This is a genomic window from Bremerella cremea (assembly GCF_003335505.1).
GTDB lineage: Bacteria > Planctomycetota > Planctomycetia > Pirellulales > Pirellulaceae > Bremerella > Bremerella cremea_A.
On sequence record NZ_QPEX01000030.1, the window covers coordinates 68857 to 83710 of the forward strand.

Genomic DNA, 14854 nt, shown 5'->3' on the forward strand with positions numbered 1-14854 from the left:
AAAAGGAAAGGCGACAAGAGGAAAGTTGGTTGTTCAAACTCAACGCCCAGGTCGAAGAATTGGCGGCAGCCATTCGCCGGCGATGGAATCAGTGCCCGCTGGCTGGCATCATTCTTGGTACCGGGCTCGGCACTTTGACCGATGGGGTCGATGTCGAGGCAACCATCGATTACGAAGATCTCCCCCACATTCCTACATCTACAGCCCTTAGTCACAAAGGGCGACTCGTATGTGGACGGCTGGGCAGTGTCCCAGTCTTGGTCATGGAGGGCCGTTTTCATGTTTACGAAGGGTACTCGCTCGAAACGGTTACCTTACCGGTTCGTGTGATGAAGGCCCTCGGGGCCCAAATTCTCGTCGTGAGTAATGCCAGTGGCGGAATGAATCCGTTTTATCAAAGCGGCGACATCATGCTGATGGAAGACCACATCAATTTCATGTGGCGCAATCCGCTGACCGGGCAAAACGATCCGAGCTTGGGCAATCGCTTTCCCGATATGTCGAACCCTTACGACGACCAACTGTTGGAAGCTGCCGCGCGGATTGCCCGGCGGGAAGGGATTCGGCACCATCGGGGTGTCTACGCCGCGATGACCGGCCCCAATTACGAAACGCGGAGCGAGTATCGTTTCCTCCGCAAAATCGGGGCAGACGTGGTCGGGATGAGTACGGTACCGGAAGCGATTGTTGCTGCCCAAGTCGGACTGCGCGTGCTGGCCCTTTCGACAGTTACCAACATCTGCCTGCCAGACAACCTTGGCTGTGTAGGCAAGTACGATGTCATTCATGCCGCCCAGGCCGCCGAGCCCCGTTTACGTTATATTGTGCGAGAAGTGCTTTTAGAACAACAAGGTTTGCTGGCGACCGTTTAGCGAAGCACGCGGCGCCTGAGCGAATGTTTCGCGAAACGAGTCAGGCGTGAATTCTTCCTCAGCCAGAACCAACTTGCTGCTCTCGCTGCTGATTGTGGCCGTGCTGATTGGTTTGTATTGGCCGGTGATGCAAGCCGTGTATGGAGCGGCGGACGACTTCCCCACCTTCTTTCCGGTCGACGATCACATTCCACAAATCTATCGTGCCGATGGTCGACCCGTTCTCGAAATGCTGCTCGGTCTGGTTGACGGCTGGGTGCAACACTTAGCTGACCTGAGGCTTTTACGCGGTATTTCGGTCGTCGGCATCGGCCTGCTTTGTGTCACGCTCTTTCATGCCACGCGGCGGCTGTTTCCCCTGCGCGAATATCGTCTGGCCGTTTGTATTGCCGTGGGGGCGTTGCCGACGTTGGTCGTTTTCGCGGCGTGGGCTACCGTCTGGAGCTATTCGTGGGGGGCAATGCTGGCGGTGGTGGCCGGCATGATTAGCTGGCGAGGCTGCCGTCTATGTGTGATTTCTAGAGGCAAAGCGGTCCTTTGCTGGCTGGGGGCATCGCTACTATTAGTGCTGATCTTTTGGACGTATCAACCGCTGGTCAGTTGGTTTTGGCTGGCAGGGCTAATCGCAGTGCTCGACGACCGTTTCCTGCGGAATCGGTTTTATCGCCGCGAATGTGCTTGGTTTGTGGCAGTTGGCGTGGCGCAAATGGGCGTCTGCTTTGTTGCGCTCAAAGCCTTCATTTTGCTGAGCGGCGTGGAGGCAAAATCACGGGTTCAGCTTTTAAGCGACCCGATCGCCAAGGTGTTGGCCCTGGGGCGAACGACCGTCACGATGGTGCTCGACCAGTGGCAAGTGGTCGACGTCGATCGCAAGGTGTTCATGCTCTCGGTCGCTGCGCTAACGGCGTTGGTAATTTTGTCTGGGTTTGTTGTGGCTTGGCGAAGCTGCGCCAAGCAGCGCCGCAGCACGGTGGGGATTCGGCTGTTGTGGCTGGCGGCGATTGCCGTTTGCCTGGCCTTGAGCCACGTGCATGGGTTGGCGGTCGATGTCAACGTGAAGAACTATCGTACGATCGGGGCACTGTCTGTCGGCACGACCATTCTTCTGGCTTGGGCTTTGAACCGTATCGTGACCGCTTGTTGTTATCCCACGCAGCATCGCATCGTACTGCGAATCTTGGCTGGCTGGTTCCTGCTTGTGTCTTTGGGGATGGGGCAGGCTAACCTCGTTCATTATTGGACTTCCCCCTATCCGCAAGGTTATGCCTATCTGGTCGAGCAACTGCAAGCAAAGCTCACGCCGGCCACACAGCGGATTCATCTCATCCGGCAAACGGTAGACGACGGGATTGTCGCCCAGCGGGCCATCCACGCGTTTGGTCGCCCGCTGACCGAGCCAGAGTGGGTGATGCCAGGCATTGTGATCGCTGCGCTGCGCGACGTGCCGGGGGATTGGCCTTTAGACCGAATCGAACTGACCGAAAGCCTCGACCCAGCCGAGGCTCCCACCGGCAACAATGTGGTGGTGATCGACATGCGCGAACTGAAGAGCTTACGAAATTAACGCCCAGCCGATTTCTTGTCAGGTGAACAGATTGTTCGTAGGTTGGCAGCACGGCATACTGCGCGCAATCAGAGGCAAGTTGGGGGCAGGGATAAAACTATTCGACAAATGCTTCTCTTATGTCAGACAATCAGAACTTCGCGCGACACCAGTCCTCAGCGACCGGAGATCGTGTTAACTCACTACCCAGCGGCATGCTTGCGACGAGTTTTGAGTATGAAGTTGAAGTCGTTCCGCGTGGCAGCTAAAGAGTTTTGAGTATGAAATGAAAACGAAGATCGCACCTAACAAACGAGATCGACGGCATAAGTGAAGCCGACGCATAAGCTGTGTTGCTTTCTAGGTTTAGAGTTTTGAGTATGAACTTGTTTCGCAATTAGCTTGGCCTGGCAGCGAAGCGAAACCGAGTTTTGAGTATGAAGTTGAATTCGTTCCGCGCGGCAGCAAAAGAGTTTTGAGTATGAAACCAAATCGTGGATTAGTTGCCTCGGTGGATGGTTTTCAGGCTGGCTTCATTCGCCTATGAATTCCCGTTTCCCGGACAGAGCTGGGGACAAAATCTTTCTCGCTTACGAGGCTGGCTCGGACTCAGAGGGCTGGGTCGAAGGCTGCCAGATTTGGAAATCGGCGTTGCTCCAGACCTGCGTAAATCCCTCGGCTGCTAACATGGCCGGGACTTCTGGCGGGTCTTCGCTGCGGGTGACGGCCAGCTTCACGTTGTGATCGTCGATGGTGCGGTGCATCGCCGCGGCGTCGTTCAGATCAATCGGATAGCCGATCGACTTTCGTTCTAAATAGAAGGTCAGTACACGCGGTTTGAAGAAGAGACAGACATCGTTGGGATCGTCCGGCATTCGCTTCTCGATCTGGGCGAAGACCTCCTGCGCAGTGGCATCTTCCGGACCAGAGATCCGGCTGAAATCGGCGAAGTAATAGTAGCTGGCGTAGCAGCCAAACGTGTAGATCAGCAAGGCCGAAGTAATGAGGTTCCGCTGCCGCGCGGTACGTGGGAACTTATCGCAGGCGTAAAGGAACCAGCACAGAAAGCCTGGATAAAGCGGCCAGATCATGCGAGCCCAGGCCGCGCCCGGCCAGATGACAATCAGAATGAAGTAGAGAATACTCGCCACGAACAAAAACTGCGGCTTTGGCCAGTTTGCTTTCACGCAGCCAGCAATCGCCACCAAGGTGAGCGCAATGCCAGAGACCTTCGAGAGCCACTCCTTGTAGCCGTTATCCCAGACGTATGTGAACGAGCCTCCATCAGCGTAAAGGTTGTAGAGAATCGAATGAACGGAGATCTGCGAAAGCTGATCGAGATAGCCTGAGCCGCCTGAGGGGACGAGCAACTTTTGAATGGCATAGCAAGCCACCGCCGACGTGATACAGACCATCATGTAACGCGTTAGCCGACGATAGAGAATTAGTTCCGTCAGAATCAAAGCCGGCGGCAGCACAATCCCAACCGTGCGGGTGCCAATTGCCAAATAAATGACAATCCCCAGCAAAATGGCACGCGGAATACTTTGTGTCGGCTGCGAAGTGTCTTCGCGATCACGCTGGTAAAGCCACATCGCCAGCATCCAGAACACCACAAACAGATGCTCAGAGATGATCCAGTGATTGAACTCCCAGAAGACCGGCATAAAGCCTAGCAGGGCGACCAAGGCCAACGTATTTCTGGGAGACAACTGCCGGGCAAAAAAACTACTGCAAATGACTAGCGTAACGATCGACAGGGCGATCATCGCGATCTTCAATGCTTCGTAATCGACACCAAAAATGGCGTAAAGGGGAGCCAGGAAAATAGGAAAAAGAGGTGGATACGCCCGGGGCCCAATCACCGGTGCATCGGGATTGTAGACGTAGCCCGTGTCGTTCATGTCGTGAAAACGGGTAACGTTGCGAGCTTGGCTTAAGTATTGGGCAAAGTCGCCTCCCCAGTCGGTGCTTTCCCGCTGCATGCCGACTTGAAACAAAAAGACCGCCGTCAGCAGCAGCGCTAATACTATCTTGTGTGTGGGGGACCAAACGGTCGCTTCTTGCGAATCGTTGACATCCATGGCGGTCGCTTGGGTCTAGGTTTCTTGGACGAACTTGTCCTGGTCGATGATTTCAAACATATATCCGTTCGGGTCGCGAAAGAAGAAACGCTCGAACGGGGTCGGACGAATCGGCGGAATGACTTCCACGTTCTGTTGAGCCAGACGCTCGCGAATTTGCTTCAGCTTAGCGGCGGGAAAAAGAAACGCAAAGTGCCGTCCGAACTCTTTTTCAAACGGCGAGACCTGAAATTCGTCGACCAGCAACACGTGGACTTGCTGCCCGCAGCCAATGTCGAGCCAGTAGGTGGTAGGGTCGACATTGGCCGGGCGAGGGACCAAAGGCCAGTCGAAGACCGTTTGCAGGAACTCGGTGGTCGCGGCCGAGTCTTGGGTAGCGATGGTCAGGTGAGCTAAAGTCATGTCGCTTGCTTCTCCAGCACTTCAATCATCGCACGGCAGAATGCCGGTAAGTCGCCTGGGTTGCGACTGGTGACAATGTGCCTATCGACCACCACTTCGGCATCTTCCCAGCTAACGCCAGCGTGGACCATGTCGTCTTTAATCCCTGGCGAGCCGGTTTGACGCGTCCCTCGGCAAATACCTGCCGAAGCGAGAAGCCAGCCGCCGTGGCAGATGGCCGCTACCAATTGGTCTTTCTCGTGAAAGTGGCGAATCAATTGCTTCACCTTGTCTTCGCGCCGCAGCTTATCTGGCATGAAGCCGCCAGGGCACACGACACCGTCGAACGTGCTGGGATCGACATCGTTAATCGCCACATCGGACTTGGCAGGATAGGTATGCTTGCCGTCATACGTGACGCCTGCTTCCAGCCCGGCCAAAACCGTTTCGGCCCCGGCTTCCTGCAAGCGAAGATGAGGATACCAAAGTTCCAGGTCTTCGTAGATATCGCCCACAAAGATCAGAATACGCTTTCCCTGGAGTGTCTTTTCAGATGGCATGAGGAATCTCGCTGAATGGGGTAATTGAACATTGTTTCGGATTATGCCCGCAAATACCACCCGTCGGGCGGTGTTGTCACCTGAAGAACTCGTGCGATCCGCGTGCCAATCGCGATAATCCTACCGGGGATCTGGGCGGAGAAGAGCCATTGGCTCGACCCGAGCGAAATGGGGGTTAGAATACAATTCGGTTTGACTCGTCTTTTTCTCGTCTTACGGAGCTTTCCACGTCATGCTTTGTCGCTTGGAATCATGGAGAAAAAACTCGTTCGGATGGATGGGTATCGTACTGCTGAGCGTGACGCTGGTCGCTGGCTGTGGCGAAAATGTGGAGTTCAGCAATCCCTTCGACAAAGAGAAAAAGCCCGCCGCCAAACAAGATGCCAAGCCGGCCTCGCAGCCGAAGAAGCAAGACCAGAAGCCGAAGGTCGACAAAGAAGCACTTGCCAGGCAGCAAATGATTAAGCAGACGTCGCTGCGTGGTGGCGGAACGAGCCGTTTTGGCGAAAGTGGTAGAAGCGTCGGCGCGAACGCCACGGTGGGGGACAATGTCTTCCGCATGCAAAAGGAAATCGCCAGCAGCGTCGATTTCGCCCCGACGATGTTGGTTTGGGTGGTCGACTCCACGGTCAGCGCGACTGAGTTACGCGACGACTGGGCGAAAGCGGCCAAGAAGCTTTACTCGGAATTTGACAAAAACGGTCTCCCGAGTGGCAAGCCTCCGAAAGATCTTGCTACCGCGATTGTCAGCTTTGGCGAGAAAGCGAATTTCGTGCTGGAAGAGCCGACGTCCGACTTCCAGGAAGTGATTGCCAGCATCGATAAGATTCCGCGTGATGATTCCGGCAAGGAAGCAACCTTCGACACGATTAGTCAGGTACTCGACAAGTACGGTCCCTTAAAGTCGCAACAACTGCGCGAGCTGCTTGTGGTGGTGGTCACCGACGAAGCGGGGGACGATTGGCAGAATGTCGATGCCGTGGTCGAAAAGGCGAATTCGACCGGCGTGCGTTTGTATGCGATCGGCGTGCCTGCTCCGATGGGGCGGATGGTGGCCGAGGTGCCGCCCGGCGAAAGCCGTAGCGATGGCCAGATGGCGATGATTCAAGGGCCAGAGACGCGGCATTCGCAGCGCATCAATATGAAGTTCAGTTCTGGCGGCTTCGGTGGCGAAGATGTTGATAGTGGCTACGGTCCGTTTGGTTTGGGCTATCTCGCTTATCAGACTCGGGGCGAGTTCCTGGTCTCGCGGCTGCGATCGGCACCTTGGCCAGGCAGTGCCATGCGATTCAGCGACGAAGTAATGCGGAAGTACCCACCGCAGTATCTTACCGAGCAAGCTTACCAAGCGATGCTGGCCGAAAACAAAGCACTCGACGCACTCGATCGCGCGGCTGGGCAAGGTCAAGTCGAAGCAATGGCTTATCCCTCTTCGCAGTTTGTGGTGCTTGATGAAGCCCGTTTGAAGAACGCTTTGGATGGCGCTCAGCGAATTGCTGCTCGCTTGGAGCCCTTGGTGAATGCCGTCTACGAACCTTTGGCCGCTGGGGAAAAGGATCGTGACAAGATCCAAGATAAGCGTTGGCAGGCAAGCTACGATTTGGCCCTCGGCCGTGCTGCCGCGAACAAGGCTCGTGTCGATGGTTACAATCAAATGTTGGCGATCTTAAAGGGAGGACGCAAGTTTGAAGATCCTACGCACAACACTTGGAAGCTAGAACCAGCCGATTCCTTAGAAGAAGCGGGAAGCCGTTTAGAGAAGATGCGATTGCAGGCCAAGCAATACTTGGAACGGGTCATCAAAGAGCACCCTGATACGCCGTGGGCTTACTTCGCGGAACGTGAACTGGAAATGCCGATTGGCTGGAAGTGGGCTGAGTACTAATCGATTGCTTTCCGCCTCAACATCGAAGGCCGACGACTGCACGGTCGGCCTTTGGGAGTCATCAATGTGGTGGCTTGCCTACCAATCTTGGGCAACCTGTCGGCGGTCTTTCTCTTGGATCTCGGACGGCGGAACTTGGCCACTAGCCATCATGCTGTCGACCCGACACGGCATGCAAGGCATATGGACTTTACGACCACAACGCGGACATCGCTCGACAGGGCCGTCGAAGTAGTTGATTGCATCTTTCTCCGAAGACGGATCATTCTGGGCGTCAGGCGACTTATTAAGGATCTTGTGGATCGTCGTTCGCGAGATGCCGGTGATTCGTTGGATATCGACTTTCGTGCGACCAGAGGCTCGCAGGCGATGGATTTCCGCGATCTGAGAGGGCTCGATACGATAACGGTGTGGTGTTGAACGTCGTGGCATTATTTCCCTGGCTCCACAAGATGGACTCGTTCGGATTAGCGCACTGACATGCCGCAGAACTTCCCGTTGGGCACAGCGCACAAGTAAACCAATGAAACTCGAAGGCGATTCCCCAGATGGCTCTACGCGACGCGATTTGGTCGTGCGAAATAAGCGAAATTGGGGGCAAAGATGCGATCGGGCGGCGATCGCTGCCGGCAGCACCCGGGCTGACTAGGTTCTGTATTTCAGACAAGCACTACTGTACGTTAGTTCAGTAAAGTCTGCAAGCAATACCTGGTCCAAAGTCTTGGGGCAACGGTTGCCGTGAAGCACAATCTTGGCAGGCTAAAGGAAGCCGGTAGCGCAGGAAAAAGGGACCAAGTTGGCCCCTCGGTGATTCAACAGAAAAGGCACGCTTTAGGTCACGCTGGACCACAGATCTTCGACGTCTTTTTTGACTCGCTCGAGTTCCGCTTTGAGGGCGGCGATCTCCGCCCGAAGTTCGCTGATTGCCTCGCTATCGTTAGAACCAGCTGATGCAGCGACAGGCTGTGAGGCAGCCGGAGCAGGGGAGGCAGCCGGAGGACTGGCCGAGGGCGTGTTGGCGGCAGTCTCGCTTGGGCCAGGAGGACTCGTCTCGGCAGCAGCTGGGCGACCGTCACCATGTTGTTGGCGCTGCTCGGCGAGTTCCTTTTCTGAGTAGAGACCGTGGGTAACCATTTGGCCACGGCCTTTGGGCGTCAGCGGAATGACTAACTTCTTGCGTTGCAGTTCGTCGAGCAAGGGCTGCAAGCTAGTCATATCAGGAATTTTGCCCATGCGGGCCGCCCGGCCGCGAAGTTCGCCAACCGTTTGTGGGCCACGCAGGAGTAGCTCGGCCATGATAGCTAATTCGTTGCCATCGCAGCCCAGCCAGTCCTTCATGTAGTGACGAAACTTGACCACGCGCCCATCGCCGTGGACTTCGGCAACTGCATTCATGGTGCGCAGTTGCTCCAGCGCTTCTTCGACTTCCCAGCTTTCAAGGTTCATTTGTGGGTCGCGGTTGCTCTTTTGATTGCAACCGGTCGTCAAACCGTTGAGCGACATGGGATAGGCGTCGGGGGTAGTCTTAGCCTTTTCTACCAATACCCCGATAACCCGCCGCTGAATCTTTGTGATTGGACGCCAAGCGGGCTCGGGAGAATCTAGTTCCTGGGACATGGGATGCCTTCCTGCTAATACGACAAGATGTTTGCCGCGCAAGATACGACGCACGCCCCCAAAAGGCAAGGTGATAGGCGTTTGAAGTTTTCAGCGTTCAGTTGTCAGAACGGAAGAAAGCGTGTGCGTGTTTACGAAGCGCGCAACAAGAGGTTTCTTCACGGATCGCCAAAGACCAAAAACTTCAACCTACATCAACTACTACGCCTGGGGAGCATTGGCCTGGGCATCGCGAGCAGCTGGAATCAAGAATTCCAGATGATGCTGGCAGTGCCACAGGTGAACCTGACGCCATTGGTCGGCGGTAAGATTACCAAACACAGGCGAGGTGACGAACTGCGTGCTCGGATCTTGGATGCGAGTAATTGCTTTCTCCAGTTGAGGCAATGCGTGGGCATCTTCGGTCCATTCGTCTGGTTCCAACTCTTTAAGGGTTGGCATCTTGGCGGGGATCCGTTCGTTTCGCAGAACCTTGCCCATGTACATCATGCGAAAAAAGGGACGCACCAAGGGGGCGAAGCGGGGAGTCGATTTGAAGCCATCGATCGAGTCGTCCATAAATCGCGAAACGTGATCGCAGATCTGGCCGAGTGACCATTTGGAGACGCGATGGTAGCCAACGCGAGACAAGCTTCTGGCTTCTGCCAAGACTTCGTCGAAGGATTGGAGATTTAGCTCACGCCGCGACAACCGGTCGCTAGCGCCGTTACGATGAAAGCTCATTTTGCACCGATGGTAATATTCCAGTGTGTGGCCCGCCCCGGTGGCGGACACATGGCAAGTTGCTGGGTGCCTCTGGATACCAAAAAAACAACACACGGTTCCGATCGCACGTTGTCTTTTACGTCAGGTGGTGCCTAGCTTGGCAGTTCCTTCCGCTGGCCTGGAAGGTGTCGATTTACTTGAAGACTTTATGAGCTTTTATTGAATGATGCGATCGTCTTCTGGCTTGTCGACACGAGGGGTCTGACCTCCCCGGAGAACACTGTTTCCTTCGAACAACGATCGTTGATCAATAGGTTCAGGGGAAAGCCAATCCGATTCCTCGAACTGACCGCTCTGGCCGTAGGCTGCCAAAGCGTTCTTGTAACAGGTTAGCTCAACGTGCTCTTGGGGAATACCCCGCTCTAGCATCAAATTGCCAGTTTTCGGGACCGCTAGCGGATCGGACACACCCCAGTCGGCGGAGGAATCGATAATGATTCGCTCAGCGCCATATTTTTTAACGACTTCTACCATTCGTTCGTTCCCCATTTTGGTCTTCGGATAGATGGTAAACGCCGTCCAGTAGCCGCGTCTTAAGACCTCTTCACACGTCTCTTCGTTGTTGTGATCGATGACCACCATATGGGGTGGGATTTCATGTTCTTCAATGATGTCCATGCTCCGATACGTTCCCTGCTTTTTGTTGCGATGAGGCGTATGGATCAAGATGGGTAGATTGACTTCTTTGGCCATTTCTAGCTGAATACGCAGGTACTTTTCTTCTGCGGCGGTCATGTCGTCGAAGCCGATTTCGCCGACGGCCACGACGTTTTCTTTCGCCAGAAACAGCGGCATCAATTCCATGACCTGTTCGGCGAGCGCCTCGTTGTTGGCTTCCTTCGAGTTGAGGCCAATTGTGCAGTAATGGCGAATCCCAAATTGGGCTGCCCGAAACTTCTCGAACCCAACCAGGCTGCTGAAGTAGTCTTGAAACGAACCGATATTGGTCCGCGGCTGACCGAGCCAGAAAGCCGGCTCAATAATCGCCGCAACGCCGGCCGCAGCCATCGCTTCGTAGTCGTCGGTTGTACGCGAGGTAACGTGAATGTGCGGGTCGATGAATTTCATGGTTGGTTACAAGCAAGTGTGGGGTTGTCAGTGTTCAGTTTCAGCAAAACGCCAAGCGATGTGGCATGCCTACGAAGGGTAAGCTTGTTGGGCAATTTCTCGCCAAGTGATGCTACCGCTTTCGGCTCGCTTGGCTATTTCAGGATCGGTTTGCAGGATCGCGTCCGCTTCGTCTAGGGCGGTGGAAACAAGAGCCAAGGCGATTGCCGATTTCTCTAGCGTCTCGCCGGTTGCATACAACGCTTTCATGTCTTCCAAGGCGATCTCGTCGGCGAACGGGGCGGCGACTCGCCACAGCTCGACTGGGATAGGCCGCTTCGCGGCACGGCGTTCGTGGGCAAAGTCGATTAGCATGCGAGCCAAGTCTGGGTTCACACGCTGGTCGAGCCCTTCAATCGGATCGAGCGCCGCGCCGATGAACAGGGCTTTTAAGACCATCTGGTTCCAGGCCGGCTCTTGCATGAGCTCCATCGGCAAAGGATTGCAGTGGGCGATCGCACAAAAAACCGTCTGAATGTTGGTGCGGATTCCTTCGGCCAAGCGGTCGTCGAACAGTTCCTGATGAGGCAGCAACTGCAAAGCTTGATACAAGCAGATCTGCTCGCGAACCTCGGCCGTTTGAAAGAGTTTCTCAATCGTCGCGAACCAGGCCGCATCGTCTTCGCTGGGCAACGACATCAGCAGCAAGACGCGAGCCGCTTGATCGATGGTCCAGGTCTGAGGTTGCCAGCCAGGGCGGGCCTCGGCGGCGTCGTTGATGTCACGCTCGGTTAGTTGCAGATCTGCTTTGCCGATCTTGCGAGGGGTGAAACCGAAGGCCATGTACAGCGACTTGGGTTCTCCCGTGGTGACTGCTTCGCGCTGGGTATCGAGCCAAGCTTGACCGTCATCGGAAGCTTGTCGCAAGATCCAATTCTCTAGCAACTGAATTGGCGTGTATGACATGTTGATCAAACCTGGTTGTCAAATGGAGGATACCTTGCCGCTTAGTGCCGCGTTAAGGGACCATTCTGTAGCCTAAGCCTTGGAAGTCGCTCTGGCAAGTTATTCGCAGCAGCGTCGTGAGTTCCCACTAAGGGATGTAAATTGTTGTGGTTTAACGATTAACCTTTTTGCAGCAATTCGGCTGCTTTAAGGGCGTAGTAAGTCAAAATGCCATCAGCTCCGGCGCGTTTAAAGCTCATCAAGCTTTCCATCATCGACTTTTCTAAATCGAGCCAGCCGTTGCCGGCTGCGGCGTGCAGCATCGCGTATTCGCCGGAGACCTGGTAAACGTAGGTCGGCACCGAGAAGTTTTCTTTCACGCGATATACGATGTCGAGGTACGGCATGCCCGGTTTGACCATTACCATATCGGCCCCTTCCTTCAGGTCGAGCGCCACTTCGCGGAGGGCTTCGTCGGAGTTGGCGGGATCCATCTGGTAGGTTTTTTTATCACCGCTGCCGAGATTGCCCGATGAACCGACCGCATCGCGAAAAGGGCCATAGAAGGCCGACGCATACTTGGCGGCGTAGGCCATGATTTGGACATGCTGATAGCAGTCGTGATCCAAAGCGTTACGAATTGCGCCGATTCGCCCGTCCATCATGTCGCTGGGGGCAATGATATCACAGCCAGCTTGGGCTTGGACAATCGCTTGCCGGCAAAGCATCTCAACGGTTTCGTCGTTGACCACATAACCGTCACGGACCAGGCCATCTTGGCCGTGGCTCGAGTAGGGATCGAGGGCTACGTCGCACAAGATTCCCAGATCAAGGTTCGCTTCTTTGATGGCTCGCACCGCTTGGCAAACCAAGTTGTCTGGATTGATTGCCTCTTCACATTCCGGAGTTTTTAGCTCGGAAGGGGTAGCAGGGAACAGGGCAATGACCGGGATTCCGAGCGAGGCGGCCCGGTGCGCTTCCTCCACGGCAATATCTACCGTCAGTCGATCGACACCTGGTAACGAGGGGACCGCAGTTCGCTTGCCTCGGCCTGGCTGGACAAAAATAGGCCAAATCAAATCGTCAGCCGTCAGCGTGTTTTCGCGGACCAGTCGGCGAGACCAGGCCGTTTGTCGGTTGCGGCGAGGACGGTAGCGGGGGTAATCTCCGAGGTGACCCGTGGCGGACATGGCTCTGGCGTTCCAGGTTAGGATTTCAGCGATGGATTGACTTTTGACGACGCTAGGAAACGATTGTCGTTAAATGAGTTATCGACAATTCTTGTTTCGCTCGCGAAGGGAATTGTTGAGCCCTTAAGAGGGGTAGGCAACAATCGGAAGTCAGGGGCGAGATATTCGTTAGTTTACTCACTAGGCCCCCTGGTGGGCAGCCTCCTGCGAATTGTAACGCATTCGGTTTCTGGGGCATCTCAAGACGGGCTGTCCGAAATTCGGTATCATGAAGCCCCTTAATAGACGGTAATTTTCGGTGGCCACGCTCCAATGGGAAGCCGCCTCCTTTGATAAAAACAGCGGTTGCCCCCTCGCGAATCTGCCGGTCTTAGACTTTGGTAAGTTCCAACCGCTTTGCATTTCACTCCGCCAAGGATACCTAGATGACTCCTGAGTCTCCTTTGTCCGCGCAATCTGGTTCGGCCGCTTCGTTGGCTGGGGATGCGATTCGTCCCCTGGCCATGGACACCTCTCCTCGTTTGCTGCCCGATGTGGCAAACGATACCGCTCCGCAGTTTCAATCGGCGATCGATCGGGTGGGGATGTCGGGGATCGAGGTGGCCATTCTCGTGCGCGGCGAAGATGATGTGTTAATGCGAACCCCTGCCAGGGTCGATGCTTACGTTAGCCTGGACGATCCGGCCATCAAAGGCATTCACATGTCGCGGCTCTATTTGAGCCTGCAGAACGAACTGCACACCGAGTTCTCGCGGAAGCAGATCGAACGCATTCTGGGGCGATTTCTGGAAACGCACCAAGGAATGAGCGCGTCGGCATACCTGTGTTTTTCGTTCGAGCACATGATTCAACGGGCCTCTTTGCTTTCCGATAACTTGGCTTGGCGGAGCTATCCCATCCAGGTCGAAGCGTTACGCAAAGGGGACGAGGTCAAGTATCGCGTGCATGTACGTTTGACCTATTCGAGCGCCTGTCCCTGTTCAGCGGCTCTTTCTCGCCAGCTCTTGCAGCAGCAATTTGAAGAGCAGTTCTATGGTCATAATTGGCTTAGTGCTTCGACGGTGCTTAGTTGGCTCGGGGCCAATAGCACCCTGATCGCCGTACCGCATAGCCAACGCAGCCATGCCGACATTACCGTAGACTTGGACGAAACTCGCAGCGACTTACCAATCGAAGAGATCATCCAGCGGACCGAAGGAGTGCTCAATACGGCTGTTCAGGCCGCCGTAAAGCGAGCCGACGAGCAAGAGTTCGCCCGTTTGAATGGCGAGAATTTGATGTTCTGCGAAGATGCTGCCCGGCGGATGAAATCGGCCATCGACCAGATGGAAGGTGTCACCGACTACCGCATTCAAGCCAGTCACTTCGAAAGCTTGCACCCGCACGATGCCGTGGCAATTGTCGTAAAAGGTGTGCCAGGCGGGCTGAAGCCGTAACCCTGGGTCGCAGTTCTACGAAGGCAAGCAGTAAGACTCTTTCAGCAATTTTGAGCGATAAGTGACTCACCAAGATCAGCCTCTAACCCTGCGTCAGGCTCAAGATGAAGTCGATCGGTGGATTCAAACGATCGGCGTGCGATACTTCTCGGAGTTGACCAACTTGGCGCAGTTGGTCGAAGAGGTCGGCGAAGTGGCCCGTGTTATTTCCCGCACGTACGGCGAGCAAAGCTTTAAACCTTCGGACGAGAAAGTGGAGCTCTCCGACGAACTCGCCGATGTCTTGTTCGTGCTGATTTGTCTGGCGAATCAAACCGGAGTCGATCTGACCGACGCGTTAAAGCGGAACTTAGACAAGAAGACGAAACGCGATGCGACCCGTCATCAGCAAAACGAAAAGCTGAAGTAAGCCCCACACAGGCAACACCTACGAATCAGGTGTCCATCGGGCGGAAGAAATACTTCCTGCTAAAGCGGCATGATCTGCCGTTGTTCTAGGGAAAGCACGAAGCGAAGGATGATCATCCGC

At 55.0% G+C, this 14854-nt stretch carries 14 protein-coding genes; 5 read left to right on the forward strand and 9 right to left on the reverse strand.

The features are described from left to right. Positions 1-29: 29 nt before the first annotated feature. Positions 30-872 (forward strand): purine-nucleoside phosphorylase, encoded by an 843-nt coding sequence (locus DTL42_RS15205; RefSeq protein WP_114369584.1) that lies wholly within the window; start codon positions 30-32, stop codon positions 870-872. A gap of 46 nt (positions 873-918) precedes the next feature. Then, a complete protein-coding gene (locus DTL42_RS15210; protein ID WP_114369585.1) occupies positions 919-2436 on the forward strand; it encodes a glucosyltransferase domain-containing protein in 1518 nt (505 codons plus the stop codon). 569 nt (positions 2437-3005) lie between these two features. Here the strand turns inward: DTL42_RS15210 and DTL42_RS15215 are convergent. The 3 genes from DTL42_RS15215 to DTL42_RS15225 are packed head-to-tail and all read right to left on the reverse strand — an operon-like array spanning position 3006 to position 5440. Continuing rightward, positions 3006-4499, reverse strand: a complete 1494-nt coding sequence (locus DTL42_RS15215) for an ArnT family glycosyltransferase (RefSeq protein ID WP_114369586.1) — start codon at positions 4497-4499, stop codon at positions 3006-3008. A 15-nt stretch (positions 4500-4514) separates the two neighbouring features. After that, positions 4515-4901: a VOC family protein gene (locus DTL42_RS15220; protein WP_114369587.1), complete on the reverse strand. Its 387-nt coding sequence runs from the start codon at positions 4899-4901 to the stop codon at positions 4515-4517. Further along, positions 4898-5440, reverse strand: coding sequence for a type 1 glutamine amidotransferase domain-containing protein (locus tag DTL42_RS15225; RefSeq protein WP_114369588.1), 543 nt, complete (start codon positions 5438-5440; stop codon positions 4898-4900). Before DTL42_RS15225 ends, DTL42_RS15220 begins: the two co-directional genes overlap by 4 nt. Before the next feature lie 277 nt (positions 5441-5717). On the opposite strand from DTL42_RS15225, the gene DTL42_RS15230 reads away from it, so the two are divergent. Further along, entirely contained in the window at positions 5718-7325 is a 1608-nt protein-coding gene (locus tag DTL42_RS15230) for a vWA domain-containing protein (protein WP_158545396.1), read from the forward strand. Between the two features lie 78 nt (positions 7326-7403). Here the strand turns inward: DTL42_RS15230 and DTL42_RS15235 are convergent, their stop codons facing one another. The 6 genes from DTL42_RS15235 to hemB all read right to left on the reverse strand — a co-directional run bounded on the left by DTL42_RS15235 (position 7404) and on the right by hemB (position 12889). Beyond that, the gene (locus DTL42_RS15235; protein ID WP_114369590.1) at positions 7404-7757 is read right to left on the reverse strand and encodes a helix-turn-helix domain-containing protein; all 354 of its coding nucleotides are present in this window, start codon (positions 7755-7757) and stop codon (positions 7404-7406) included. 399 nt (positions 7758-8156) lie between these two features. Further along, complete coding sequence (locus tag DTL42_RS15240; RefSeq protein ID WP_114369591.1) at positions 8157-8942, reverse strand: YceH family protein; 786 nt, start codon at positions 8940-8942, stop codon at positions 8157-8159. Between the two features lie 201 nt (positions 8943-9143). Beyond that, the gene (locus DTL42_RS15245) at positions 9144-9665 is read right to left on the reverse strand and encodes a DUF1569 domain-containing protein (protein ID WP_114369592.1); all 522 of its coding nucleotides are present in this window, start codon (positions 9663-9665) and stop codon (positions 9144-9146) included. Positions 9666-9863: 198 nt separating this feature from the next. Then, entirely contained in the window at positions 9864-10775 is a 912-nt protein-coding gene (locus DTL42_RS15250) for a TatD family hydrolase (protein WP_114369593.1), read from the reverse strand. 69 nt (positions 10776-10844) lie between these two features. Beyond that, complete coding sequence (locus tag DTL42_RS15255) at positions 10845-11720, reverse strand: EboA domain-containing protein (protein ID WP_114369594.1); 876 nt, start codon at positions 11718-11720, stop codon at positions 10845-10847. A gap of 158 nt (positions 11721-11878) precedes the next feature. Beyond that, on the reverse strand, positions 11879-12889 hold the full coding sequence (hemB, locus tag DTL42_RS15260) for a porphobilinogen synthase (RefSeq protein ID WP_114369595.1): 1011 nt from the start codon (positions 12887-12889) through the stop codon (positions 11879-11881). 425 nt (positions 12890-13314) lie between these two features. On the opposite strand from hemB, the gene folE2 reads away from it, so the two are divergent. Both folE2 and DTL42_RS15270 read left to right on the forward strand, forming a co-directional pair. Further along, complete coding sequence (folE2, locus tag DTL42_RS15265; protein WP_234824225.1) at positions 13315-14325, forward strand: GTP cyclohydrolase FolE2; 1011 nt, start codon at positions 13315-13317, stop codon at positions 14323-14325. A 61-nt stretch (positions 14326-14386) separates the two neighbouring features. Beyond that, complete coding sequence (locus DTL42_RS15270; RefSeq protein ID WP_114369596.1) at positions 14387-14734, forward strand: nucleotide pyrophosphohydrolase; 348 nt, start codon at positions 14387-14389, stop codon at positions 14732-14734. Positions 14735-14854: the final 120 nt, after the last annotated feature.